At 52.4% G+C, this 12,913-nt stretch carries 11 protein-coding genes; 1 reads left to right on the forward strand and 10 read right to left on the reverse strand.

Annotated elements, in window-relative coordinates; genetic code table 11:
• Positions 1–32 precede the first annotated feature (32 nt).
• From RB297_RS04225 to RB297_RS04265, 9 genes are all read right to left on the reverse strand, one after another.
• Positions 33–929 carry a carbohydrate ABC transporter permease gene (locus RB297_RS04225; RefSeq protein WP_192571886.1) on the reverse strand — a complete coding sequence of 299 codons (897 nt, stop codon included), beginning with the start codon at positions 927–929 and terminating at the stop codon, positions 33–35.
• Positions 923–1,873 (reverse strand): ABC transporter permease, encoded by a 951-nt coding sequence (locus RB297_RS04230; protein WP_375119827.1) that lies wholly within the window; start codon positions 1,871–1,873, stop codon positions 923–925. The genes RB297_RS04225 and RB297_RS04230 overlap by 7 nt, the downstream gene beginning before the upstream one ends.
• Before the next feature lie 270 nt (positions 1,874–2,143).
• On the reverse strand, positions 2,144–3,385 hold the full coding sequence (locus RB297_RS04235) for a Gfo/Idh/MocA family protein (protein ID WP_192571884.1): 1,242 nt from the start codon (positions 3,383–3,385) through the stop codon (positions 2,144–2,146).
• Positions 3,386–3,461: 76 nt separating this feature from the next.
• On the reverse strand, positions 3,462–4,283 hold the full coding sequence (locus tag RB297_RS04240; protein WP_375119828.1) for a sugar phosphate isomerase/epimerase family protein: 822 nt from the start codon (positions 4,281–4,283) through the stop codon (positions 3,462–3,464).
• 38 nt (positions 4,284–4,321) lie between these two features.
• Entirely contained in the window at positions 4,322–5,491 is a 1,170-nt protein-coding gene (locus RB297_RS04245) for a dihydrodipicolinate synthase family protein (protein ID WP_192571882.1), read from the reverse strand.
• 67 nt (positions 5,492–5,558) lie between these two features.
• Positions 5,559–6,716 (reverse strand): Gfo/Idh/MocA family protein, encoded by a 1,158-nt coding sequence (locus tag RB297_RS04250; RefSeq protein ID WP_375119829.1) that lies wholly within the window; start codon positions 6,714–6,716, stop codon positions 5,559–5,561.
• 258 nt (positions 6,717–6,974) lie between these two features.
• Entirely contained in the window at positions 6,975–7,805 is an 831-nt protein-coding gene (locus RB297_RS04255; RefSeq protein ID WP_255250533.1) for an AraC family transcriptional regulator, read from the reverse strand.
• 381 nt (positions 7,806–8,186) lie between these two features.
• On the reverse strand, positions 8,187–9,506 hold the full coding sequence (locus RB297_RS04260) for a HAMP domain-containing sensor histidine kinase (protein WP_375119830.1): 1,320 nt from the start codon (positions 9,504–9,506) through the stop codon (positions 8,187–8,189).
• Positions 9,507–9,583: 77 nt separating this feature from the next.
• On the reverse strand, positions 9,584–10,324 hold the full coding sequence (locus tag RB297_RS04265) for a response regulator transcription factor (protein WP_096773743.1): 741 nt from the start codon (positions 10,322–10,324) through the stop codon (positions 9,584–9,586).
• Positions 10,325–10,495: 171 nt separating this feature from the next.
• Here RB297_RS04265 and RB297_RS04270 point away from each other — a divergent pair, with 171 nt between their 5' ends.
• The gene (locus RB297_RS04270) at positions 10,496–11,980 is read left to right on the forward strand and encodes an alpha/beta hydrolase family protein (protein WP_375119831.1); all 1,485 of its coding nucleotides are present in this window, start codon (positions 10,496–10,498) and stop codon (positions 11,978–11,980) included.
• A 238-nt stretch (positions 11,981–12,218) separates the two neighbouring features.
• Here the strand turns inward: RB297_RS04270 and RB297_RS04275 are convergent, their stop codons facing one another.
• The gene (locus RB297_RS04275) at positions 12,219–12,833 is read right to left on the reverse strand and encodes a DUF1349 domain-containing protein (RefSeq protein WP_375119832.1); all 615 of its coding nucleotides are present in this window, start codon (positions 12,831–12,833) and stop codon (positions 12,219–12,221) included.
• Between the last annotated feature and the right edge of the window lie 80 nt (positions 12,834–12,913).

A 12,913-nucleotide genomic window follows, 5' to 3' on the forward strand; every position in this document is an offset into this window, starting at 1 on the left:
GGATCCTCCCTTCATCATAATCTGTTTCCCCATCACCCCTTGATAGCCCCAGTCATCACACCATCCACGAAATACTTCTGCAGTTTAGGATAGATCAGCAAAATCGGAATCGTTGTAAACATGACACTTGCCGCTTTCAATGACTCAGGGACAATATAGGAGCCGACACTTCCTTCCCCTCCTTGTTGGCTATCCAACTGCTGATTGGCCGAAATGATCTGGTATAGCTTCATCTGCATAGGGTAGAGCTCTTTTTTCGTGATGTAGAACAGCGCATCCTGGAATCCATTCCATCTGTCCACCGCATAGAAAAGGCTTAATGTGGCGATCGATGGCAACGAAAGGGGAAGCACAATCTTGATGAGAATGCCCAGATCCGAACACCCGTCAATGGCTGCCGATTCCTCCAAGCTCTCCGGAAGGTTGCTGAAGAAGGTTTTCAGGATGATCATATTAAACACGCTCATGGCCCCCGGCAATACCAGGCTCCAAACCGAATTCATCATGCCTAGGTTTTTAACCAGAATATAGGAGGGAATTAAACCGCCGCTGAAATACATGGTGAAGACCAACGCCGTCAAAATAAAGTTTCTTCCCTTCAGCCGCTTCTTCGTTAACGGATACGCTGCACATATGGTCAGTAACATGCATACCAAAGTGTAGAATATCGTAAGCACAATACTGTATCCAAGCGTATACAGCATATCCATATCGCTCAATATGGTTTTGTACGTTTCTGCTGTGAAGTCTACTGGCCACAGTCCTACCTTTTGAGAAATAATCGCTTCGTTGGAACTGAAAGAAAGCGCAATCATGTACAGGAACGGTACGATACATGTGAAGGACAATGCCACGATAAATACAATGATGGCCATATCCGCTACAGTCATTTTTTTCATCTTGCGCTTATTGCTCGCCACCCTCACCATATCCCATCCTCGCCTAATTTTTTCGCAACAAAGTTTGCAGATAACAGCAGGATCAGGCCGACCACGGATTGGAACAATCCTACCGCCGTTGCCTGGGAGAAATCACCCGAACTAATACCAACTCTATACACGAAAGTACTGATAACATCAGAGTAATCGCTAACCAGTGAATTCCCCATCACAAAGGGACGGTCAAATCCGATAGAAACCATTCTTCCTATTTGGAGAATCAACAAAATATTGATGGTTGACTTAATGCCAGGCAGTGTAATATGCCACATTTTGCGAAGCCTGCTGCAGCCATCAATATCGGAGGCCTCATACAACTCCCTATTGATTCCGGTTATGGCCGCCAAATAAATGATGGTGCCCCATCCGATATTTTGCCATACGCCAACGGCAATATAAGTAATCAACCAAGGTGTTTTCTGCGACAGAAACTCGATTCTTTCCAAACCAAAGCTCGACAGGAAATTGTTGATCATGCCGCCGTTAGAAAACATCAGATAGACCATACCGCCAATAATAACCCAGGACAAAAAATGGGGCAGATACAACACGGTCTGGGTCATTTTCTTGAATTTTGCTTGTCTTACTTCATTGAGCAAAATCGCCAGAAGAATGGGCGCTGGAAAACCTGCGATCAAGTCCAGAACATTCAGGACCAGCGTATTCTTTAATGCACGGTAGAAGCTGTCCTGCTCAAAAATAAAACGGAACACATCCAGTCCTACCCATTCGCTCCCTCCAATTCCTTCAAAAATGTTGTAATCTTGGAATGCCATCACAAGGCCATAGATGGGAGCATACTTGAAAATCAGGATATAGGCCATAGGCAGCAGCAAAAGAAAATATAACAGACCGTCTCTTTTGATGTAGTACAGAAAGTTTTTTTTCCTTTTTGTTGCGCCATACTTTCGGGAGCTGTCTAAAACCGCTTTCATTTTTCCCATCCCTCCGACTGTAATAAAGAGCTCTCATGTTTATCATTCTACCTTCAGGATGAAATAAAAAAATGTACTCCCTTAAATCAATTTGGTAATAACTTAAAAAGGTAGTTGTATGTAAACTGTAGAGTGAGGAATTAGTCAGGTAAACAAAATAAAGAACCAGAGACCACTTGGTCCTGATTCATTTAAATAGGTATCATGCCTCCAAAAATACATTAGGTTAAACCTCGACATTGTAAAAAGAAGAGCCCTGAAGGAACGCCTCTAATTGGTCGGTCTACCGTTATTTGTGCGCATAGTGGCAGGCAGCTCGAATCGGTTGTAGCCCTCCATCCGGAACAGCCCGGTCGGCGTCGCCCAAGGAAGCGGATATTCACTGTACAGTTGCCGCTTCGCTGCCGCGTCTCTCATCTTCTCGGACAAGCTGGGCAGCAGGCGCACCGTGGAATCTCCATCCTCCCGCTCGGTCACGAATCGGCTGGGAATGGCACGAACGGCGCGAGCCGACTCATAGGCGCCGTTGGATACCAGCACGAAGCTTCGGCTTGCCTTGAGCGGCGAGAAGAGCGGTTTCCCTGGGGTTTCGATCGCTTCCATCAGGTTCAGATACATGCTGCACATCAAATCGGTCGGACCAAACGCCAAATCCTCTTCGGCGTCCTGTGCGCGAATGGTCAGCTTGTTCTGGTAATTCCAATGCGCTTCCCCTCGCGTTCCGTACACGGCAATCGAAGGCACTTCACTTACTTCGTGACAAAGCATGGCGTAAAAATGAACGCTCACACCGTTAGCCATAACGGCGCGAATACAGGAGACATCGTCCCCCTCGATGTCATTGACGTGGTAAAGCTCGGCCTGCACCGATTCCGGGTACAAGTCTGCTGCGCCTCCTCCGGCCGCCAGCAAGCTATGGTGCAGCAAATGAGCAAACGGATTGTTGAACGTCCCGTCCAGCATATACTGGCCGTCGCTGACCAGTCTGCCGGCCCAGCGGGTTCGATCGTAGTAAGAGCGAAGCCGTTTCCACATGCCAATGCCGACCACCTGCTCCACCTGCCCGAGCACACCGGAGCCGATCCTTTCCAGCAGCGTTCGGAACGCCTGGCCCGACGTATTCTGGAAGTTCACCTGGCACAAGCGCCCGGTCTCCATCTGCACCGCGATCATCTCGTCCAAGTCCTGAATCGTTACCGCCGGGGGCTTCTCCACCAGCACGTGAAAGCCCATCCGCATCACCTGGATGCACATCGGCTTGTGGGAGGAGATCGGCGTGACGATGACGACGAAATCGATATCCGAATGCAGCGTGAGCATCTGCACGTAGTCTATATAATGGACGGCCCCAAGCGCGGTCAGCTTGCCGTAAGACTCCTGATGAGCGCCGACATTCGGCTCCGCAAAAGCAGCAACCTGCAGGCTACCCTCTTCGACCAGCTTCTGCATGACTTTCACATGTTCAGCGCCGAATCCCCCGATCCCGATCAGCGCGGTGCGACAAATCTTCACATTCCTTCCCTCCAAAGCTATGCCTTGACGAGCCGGGAACGATTCTCCCGGCCCGCCAAAGCTGCAAATTTATAATTCATACATGCTGCAAATAACGTTCCTTGATGAGCGTGAGCGCCTCGTCTCCCGGCATATCCCATACCTGCCGGTTGAAGATTTCCACCTCGATCGCCCCCGCGTAACCGGCCGCTTCAACGGCATGACGCATCCGGCGCAACTCGATAACGCCGTCCCCCATCATCCCTCTGCCCATCAGCAGGTCGGGTACCGGCACGATCCAATCGGAGACGTGGAAGCCGAGTATACGCCCCCTGGCCCGCTCAATTTGCGCGTACAGCTCCTGGTCCCACCAGACGTGGAACGCATCGACGACGACGCCGACGTCTTGCGGGTCGTGCTGCTCCGCGAGCGTGTTGGCTTGCGCCAGCGTATTGATGACGGAGCGTTCAGCGGCGTACATCGGGTGCAAAGGCTCGATGCCGAGCTTGACTCCGTGCGAGCGGGCGAACGGCACTAGTTCCGCGATCGCTTCTTCGACCGTCTTGCGGGCGAAATCGATATCCCGGTCTGGCGCCGGACCGCAAACGAGCACGAGCACATCGGTGCCGAGCTCGGCCGCCTCCTCGACAGCGCGGCGATTGTCGTCCATCCGCTCTTTGCGCGCAGGCGCGGTGGCCGCCGGAAAATAACCCCCACGGCACAGGCTGGAGATGCGCAGGCCCGCGTCCCGCACAAGCCGCTTGCTCTCGGCCAGGCCGGTTTCGGCCACTTTATGCCGCCACAGCGCGATCCAAGGCACTTCGGCTCGAACGCATGCTTCCACGGCCTCACGCATATTCAGCCGATCGGTCGTAATCTGGTTCAAGCTGAGTCTGTCTATGGAACGAAGCGGTTCCATGCTGATCCCTCCTTGCTTTCAAACATTTCTATAAATGATTACGGCCGAATACCCGCCAGCGCCAAGACAGGCTTCATCCGTTCGGCGGCAAGCTCCGGATCGGCCAATAGCCCGGCCCTGTCGGCAAGCACGAACAACTGGGCCAAATGGACGATCGAGCGCGATCCCTCCGCTCCCCCGATCATGCGGAAATGCTGTTGGTGGCCGTTTAAGTAGGCCATGAACACAATTCCCGTCTTGTAGGCGTACGTCGGCTTCTGGAAAATATGACGCGACAAGGCAACTGTAGGCTCCATAATCGCCTCATAACTGACCAGATCGCCTGCGTCAAGCGCATGAAGCGCTTGGGCGGCGGCCGGCGCGATCGCGTCGAATATGCCGAGCAGCGCATGGCTGTAGCCCTGCCCATCACCCTTGATCAGTTCCGGGTAGCTGAAGTCGTCGCCGGTGTACATCTTGACGCCTTCCGGCAGCAGCCGGCGCATCTTGATTTCTTTACCGGCATCGAGCAGCGAGATTTTAATCCCGTCGACCTTGTCCGCGTTTGCCCGAATGACGCGCAAACAAACGTCCATCGCCTCGTCCAGATCGTCCTTGCATCCCCAATAGCCGGCCAGAGCGGGATCAAACATATCACCAAGCCAATGCAGGATGACCGGCTGTTTCACCTGTCCCAAAATGCGCCCATACACCCTCTCGTAGTCTTCGGGCGCTTTCGCGCAGGCGGCAAGCGCTCGGCTCGCCATCAGAATGACTTGACCGCCCTCGCCTTCGATGAAGCCGACTTGCTCTTCATAGGCGGCTTCCACGTCGGCGATCGTGACCGACGGTCCCGGAAACAGATGGTCGGTTCCCGCGCCGCAGGCGATTTTGCCACCGACTGAGCGCGCTTCCGCGATCGAAGCGCGGATAAGCTCCTTCGAGCGGTTCCAGTCGAGGCCCATGCCGCGCTGCGCGGTATCCATCGCTTCCGCCACGGCCAGACCGAGCGACCATAAATGGTGCCGGTAGGCGAGCGTCGAGTTCCAATCAATCTGCGAATGATGCAGCGGATCTGCGTCCGCAAACGGATCGCAGACGACATGGGCGGCCGAGAAGGCGATGCGGCCCGTAAACGGCTTGGCCGGCACGGAGAACGAGCCTGCTTTGCCCGGAGTATATTCATACAACGCTCCCCCTGCGCGGGGGAGGAGCAACGACTTGGCCATCTGTATTCCCCTCCTTAAGAGGTAATTAAAAAATCGGCCGGTGCTGAAAAGCCGATTTTTTTAGTATTTATTTTTCCAGGCTCAGCTTCGGCACGTCGATCCAGCGGCGTTCCAGCCACGACTGCAAGCTGAGATCGGCAAGCTGGGTGCCCTTCGCGCCTTCGAGCAAATCCCACGGAAACGGCGTGCCGATGACGACATGCTTCAAGAAGAGTTCCCATTGCACCTTGAACGCGTTGTCGTATGACGCGTTATCCGGCACCTCCACCCATTGGTCACGGAACTGGAACGGGTTCGGAATGTCCGGATTCCATACCGGCTTCGGCGTGTTGACCCGATGCTGCGTCTTGCAGTTCCGCAAACCCGCCACGGCGCTGCCTTCGGTGCCGTCGACCGTAACCGTGAGCAGATCGTCGCGGTCTACGCGCACCGCCCAGGACGAGTTGGCCTGCACGATAATGCCGCCTTCCAGCTCAAATATGGCGTACGCCGCATCGTCCGCCGTGCATTCGTACGGAACGCCCTGCTCATCCAGACGTTTCGGAATATGCGTAGCGGCAAGACAGGAGACAGCCTTCACTTCCCCGAACAAATTCTCGAGAACATAGCGCCAGTGTGCAAACATGTCGACGATAATACCGCCGCCGTCTTCCTTGCGGTAGTTCCACGATGGCCGCTGACCCTGCTGCCAGTCGCCCTCGAATACCCAATAGCCGAACTCCATTCGCACGGACAGGATACGCCCGAAGAAACCAGAGTCGTTTAAGCGTTTCAGCTTGAGCAATCCTGGCAAAAACAGCTTGTCTTGCACGACACCGTTTCTCACCCCGGCCTCAGCGGCGATGCGAGCCAGTTCAAGCGCCCCTTCCAAATCGACGGCCGTCGGCTTCTCGCAATAAATATGCTTTCCCGCGGCGATCGCCTGCTTGATGCTTTCGGCGCGGCGCACCGTCGTCTGGCTGTCGAAATAAATTTCGTAGTACGGATCGGCGAGGCATGCTTCAAGATCGGTACTCCAACGTTCGACGCCGTGGGCGGCGGCCAGCGCTTGCAGCTTGCTCTCCTGCCGGCCGATCAGAATCGGGTCGGGCATGATGACGTCTCCGCTCGGTAGCGCAACGCCCCCTTGCTTGCGAATCGCAAGAATCGAACGGATCAAATGCTGGTTGGTTCCCATCCGTCCGGTAACGCCGTTCATAATAATGCCGATGTTGCGAACTGCCACATTCATCGCTCCCTTCGCTTCGTATAACCGTATTGTAGTCGATGCGAAACCGCTTTTCTTACGATTACGGGAACACGATTCTCAATTTTGGAAGCGAATTATTCGAGCGAAAAACAAAAACCCCGCCGGCACTTAGCCGATGGGGGATGGAGGGGAGAATATGTTTCAATCAAACGGCTGGTCGTCCTTTGATCGTTATCTTGTTTCTTTGATCCCACATTTGTGCGCTCGCTGTCCGTTTGACGGAAGGCTCCCTGCCTACTCAGCTTGCTCGGGCGCGTTCAGCTCCCGGTACGTTTTTGGCGAAAGCTTGGCGACAGCTTTGAACGACCGGTAAAACGTAGATACGGAATCGTAGCCGACCTCGAAGCAGATCGAAATAATGTCCTTACCCGTTTCCACCAGCAGCTTCTGGGCGACGCGGATGCGCACCTCGGTCAAATATTGCATCGGTGTCATGTTGTACCGTTCCTTGAAGATGTTGTTCACGTGCCGCGTGCTGATGTCCAGCTTGGAGGCGATGTCCCCCGCGGTCAGCGGATCATAATACTTCGAATCGATATAGCTGCGAATTTTCTCGGCGCGCAGCTTGTTGGAGCTGGAGCCCACTCCGGCGGGCTCAGTTCCGGCCGATCGAACCAGCAAGAGCAGCAACTGAGACAGCTGGACTTTGAGCGAAAGCCGGACGAGCGGCGACAGCTCCCTGGACTGCTCGAACAGCATTTTCCTCAGCAGCTGACGCAGTTCGCTCGCAGCAAACAATCCCGGCTTCGTCAGGCAGGAGGCCGGAAAGTAGGCGTGGAGCAGCTGCGCCCTCATATCCGGGTCGAGCACAACCTCGTCAAAAGCCAACACTAACAAGGTCAGCCTGAAGTCGGACATGACGGAGTGGACGGAATACGGAACGATCAGCGCCGTATCGTCGACCGTAAGCTTCCGAACCTCACCCCCTAGCCGGATCGTGCCTTCCCCTTCCAGCACAAATAGCAGCTGGTGCGTCTGATGATAGTGCTCGGACACGTGATGCCCGCCCCTATGTTTCTGCTCGTATAAGTCTATCGCATTCCTGGACAAGTCGATCCATTTCATCGTCACGGCGAAGCCCCCGTTTTTTTGAGCGTTACATTTAGAGCCATTTTAGCGTGATCTGCGGCTTCTATACAACATTTGACAAAATCATCGTAGCATATCCAAGGATGCGTCTGAGTGTAAACGAGCGCATCCGCTCAAAATTAGAAATCATCATCCGAAACGTAAACGGCTAGACCCTACCTCCAGTAATAGTAAGTGGCGATAAGGTTACACTTTTTCAGATTAAAGGAATAAATAACGACAATCCCGTCATGTTTAAAAACTTAACGTATGTTTTCGTAAAAATGTTGGCGGTCCCCTATTTGAAAGTTTATCTTGCATGGCGCTTTCTAGTTGGAAACGGTGAATATGCTTTAACATCCAATTCGCTCCATACACTCATGTCTTGGTCAATCGAATATGCACAACGGTGCCCTCCGCCTCCGGATCCAGCCAAATTTGCCCGGCATGCCGCTCAACTGAACTTCGTGCGATGGCTAAGCCGAGCCCGCTGCCGCCGTCACTTCTCCTAGCCTGATCACCGCGCACGAAAGGTTCGAACACCGTCTCTCTCACAGGGTCCGATATTCCCGGACCGTCATCTCCAACGGTAAGCAGGATATCTTCATCGCATGCCTCCAGCTCCAGCCATACATGAGCACCCTCCTTATTGTATTTCAGGGCATTCGTCAATAAATTCGAAAGAGCTCTATGCATGAGACCCTCGTGATAAGACAGCATGACTGGCGATTCCGGAATGCGGATGTCCAGCGTAATTCCCTTCCGTTCAAACGAATCGTACAGATCGGCTGCCGCAGTGCGGCACAGCTCAGCTAAATCGCCTATCTTCCGCTCGTATGACAATTCCGTGCTCTCCAGTTTGGTTAACTCAAACAGGTCATCAACAAGCGAGGCGATAAACCTCGCCTTGGTATGTATGCGGTTCGCATATTTCTGACGCTGCTCTTCGCTCTGTTCCATACCGAGCCGCAGCACCTCTGCATAACCCTGTATCGTTGTGATCGGCGTTTTCAGATCATGGGAAATGTCCATCATCAGCCGGCGGCGTTCTTCTTCAAGTCTTCGCTTTGCTGTCTCCGCTTGCTCAAGCCTATCCGCCATCCGGTTGAAATGAAGCTGAAGATCCATTAACTCCTTGTTGGCTCGAAACAATAGCCTTTTCCCTCCCCTGCCTTCTGCAATCTGTGCGAGTTCGCGGGAAACTTCCGTGAGCGGATTCGTGATCCTTCTTGCCGTAATCCGGCCGTATAACCATAAACTCAATAAAAATGCGGCGGCAAACCACAGAAATCCATCAATCAGGAGTCTCGTGAAAACTTTGGTTATCTCGGCGTTTGTCTTCACCAAATGGCTTTCCTTCATCACAACTCCGCCCGGTATCGTAACAAGTAGGTGGTATTCCCGGCCTTCCGGTGAAACGAAAGGGGCAAGGGAGTGATATCCCGATCCGTTACCTTCATAGAACATGGCACGCAGCTCCTCCTCCGTATAGGAGGCTTTTGCCTTCTCCATTCCGCTGCCCCGCGAAAAGACAACGTTCATGCTCTTGTCCAGCACCTGGATGTAACCGCCAAAGGATTGGACGGTTTCATAGGGGATGCTCTCCCAATCGTCCCGTATCAGCAGGTTCGCTTCAACCCTGGGAAGTGTCCGACTTATATATTCCTCGCGGGCATCATACATGTTTTCATATACCACAAAACCGATAACCCCTAGGATGACGGAAAACAGGACATAATTTATCATCAGGCTGTTATGGACCCTTCTTCGATTCCTCATGGTGCCACGTCTCTCGGTACGAGTTTGTACCCAAGCCCCTTAATGGTGATGAGAAACCTCGGTTCACGAGGATCGTCCTCCAGCTTATCCCTCAGTCTACTGATCTGCACCATGACGGTGTTGCTGTCCTCCAGATACGGCTCGTTCCACACATTTTCATAAATTTGACGCTTTGTAAAAATCCGCCCTGGCGCTTCCATCAACAACCTGAGCAGCTTGTATTCCAGCGGGCCTAACGTAATCGCCTCGCTTCGCTTGTAAAGGACGCAAGCTTCATGATCCAGGGTTAGTGATCCGCACACGGTCTTTAACATCTCCGACCGTTGGGCGGGTTCCGCGCCCATCAGTTCGTAATAACGACGAAGCTGCGCCTTGATTCTCGCTACGACTTCGATCGGACTGAACGGTTTGGAGATAAAATCGTCAGCCCCGAGCCCCAGCCCGGTAACTTTATCTATATCACCGTTTTTTGCCGACAAAATAATGACGGGAAGCCTGTGATTCTCCCGGATCCGGGCGATCAGCTGATAGCCGTCAAGTTCAGGCATCATAATGTCGACTACCGCCAGATCGACCGGCTCCCGATGCAATATATTCCACGCTTCCCGTCCGCTTATAGCTTCCAGCACGCGATAGCCTTCGCGCTCCAAGAACAGCCTCAGCAGCTCCGTGATGTCCGACTCGTCGTCCGCTATCAAGATCGTCCGTCCTTTTACTAGTCTAGTATCTTGTTCCATATCGATCCTCCATATGTATACGGCAAAGCCGGGCTCTCTTTATAAAAATATACACTGTAATTATCGGTCAGACGGAGCCATTTTTAATTGTAAGGATTATGTAAGGTTGGCTACAGCTAGGCTACAGCTCCGGCTGATAAGCTTATTTTACGATAAAATAGGAGGATACTTATGCGTATATATGAAACTGCATTATGGATCTTGAATCTGGCACTAATCATCAGTTGCATCTCGTTATTGGGAAAACACAAACGTTATGTACGCCTCTGCTTTTGGGCAGCCGGACTGTCCGGGGGCCTAAGCATTATCCAAATGTTAACCGAAGGCTACCGATGGCAGATGATCCCGGCCTATGCGGAATGTCTTATCTTAGGAGGACTGGCTCTTTATCATTTACGGCAATCCACCCACTCGAAGGATCATCCTTCGGTCCAGCCTGCAAAGCGGTTAGCCGTAATGACAGCAATCAAGCGCTCGATCATCGCCCTGCTTCTGATCGTGTATATCGGCGTTTCGGCTGCATTGCCGATACTTCTTCCTGTTTTCTCCTTTGCCGAACCTCAAGGACCATATCCTGTCGGCTCGACCACGATGGTACTCGAGGACGAACGCAGAGAAGAGCCGGCCACGGATGATCCTGCGGATAGCAGAAAGCTTAAGATCCAAATCTGGTATCCTGCGACACTGGGCACAGGGACCGGGAAATCTCCGTATATAGAGCATCTCCCGGTCGTTCTTGAAGGTTTACGGCAGGCCATCTCCATCCCCCCGTTTTTGTTAGGCCAGCTGAAATACGTGCAATCCCATTCCGAGCAAGATGCGGAGTTATCCATGGACCAGGATCGTTTTCCCGTACTGTTGTTCTCTCACGGGCTGACCGGCTTCCGTAACCAGAATACGTTTCAGGTTGAAGAACTGGCCAGTCGAGGATACGTTGTCGTTGGCATCGATCATCCCTATGATGCCGCCGCCGTCGTCTTTCCGGACCAGACAGCCATGTTGAAACTTGAGAACCTGTCGGGATTCGATGCATACGAGAAGAAGAGCCGGCTGTGGGTCGAAGATGCCAAGTTCGTACTGGATCAAATGGAGCTGCTAAACGAATCGGACCAAAAAGGGATCTTTTCCGATAGACTCGATATGGATAAGGTCGGCATGTTCGGCCATTCCTTTGGCGGAGCCACGGCAGCCCAGATGCTGCTTGTGGATAGCAGAGTGAAAGCTGCCCTTAATATGGACGGAACGCTTTACGGCCAGCCGGTACCTGAAGGCGGATACGGGAAGCCGTATATGCAGATGAATGCGGAGTTTAGCGTAGACCGCCTCGCATTCGAGAGATCCTTGGACCAGGCAATTGAATCTTCCGGCCGTAGTCGGGAAGATTACGAGCAGTTTTGGGCCGAGTCGGCGGAACGCCGAAAACGGGCTGGTGCAGGAGAAGCATACTCGGTTGTATTCGCCCATGCGAACCATATGAGTTTCACGGATTTCTATCTGTTCTCTCCATTACTGCCGCCAACTGGGGCTGCCCCTCGTCAGATGCACCGCTCCATTAACGAGCTCTCATCCGCTTTCTTCGACCGGTATGTCAAAGGAGATACTAATGTCTCGCTGAAAAAGGTCTCTCAAGGCCTGCCCCATTTGACCATGCCGTAGTTTCTATAAAAAGGTTGTTGGTACAAGGGGCTTCATCCTATTCAGGATGAAGCCCCCTTTCCTCGTTTACTAAAGAAGTAACACCCATCGATAAGGGATTTTGCAATTTTCCGCTGGACTTTCGACACAGAACGGTATTGACGCGCGTCACTACTTTGAGGGGGTTGAGGGGCTCGGTGATATAATCGTCTGTGCCTAATCTCGTTTTTCAAACTCCATTCTGCGTATATTGTTTAGATTATAGTAATGGTGGATCAATATGAAGATCTTCGTCAGGGGCAGTTACCTCCCAACGGGTAAACGTAGCCTCAAAGCCCTCGCGCTGCGGCGAGCAGGCAAAAGGACCGGCTTGATTATTCGAAGGGTATGGAAATCTTGCGACCCTAATGGTCCTCCAAGCATGCTTACCGCTCCGTGCCCGAATAACCGCAGCATCTTTAATGATTGATGCCCGCAAGGTAACTTCCTCCCCCTCCCATTCCGGTACAGCCGTAAGCGACCAATCTGAATATCCGTCTGTAACTACAACGGCAAGTTGAGGAGTCCCGTCATTCATTTCGATGCCTGCTTTAATCCATTGTTCCCGGCCATGATATAATAACAGACCCGCTTGATCGTATAATTCGACAAAGGAGTTGAGCCGGAAGGAAACCTCAACTCCCGTATTGCGATCCCATTTTGCCAACAATGCCGGTCCATCTTCAAATTCAAAACCGTACAAAGTCTTTTTCCAGAAGTCTCTGCCTTTCTCCGGCACAATCTTCAGCATCCCATCTTCTATGCTAGAAGACTGAGGGGAGTTGAGCCATACACCCTCATTCCAATCCATTAGGGTTCTATTTTGCCTGGACATAAATAACCTCCTAAAAATTATGTTCATTCATAACAACAGTCTATTGGGGCATTCCAGCTTACATGGTACCCAATTATTGT

Source organism: Paenibacillus sp. CR_12 (assembly GCF_041953985.1).
In the GTDB taxonomy this organism is placed as follows: Bacteria; Bacillota; Bacilli; order Paenibacillales; family Paenibacillaceae; genus Paenibacillus_AQ; species Paenibacillus_AQ lautus_A.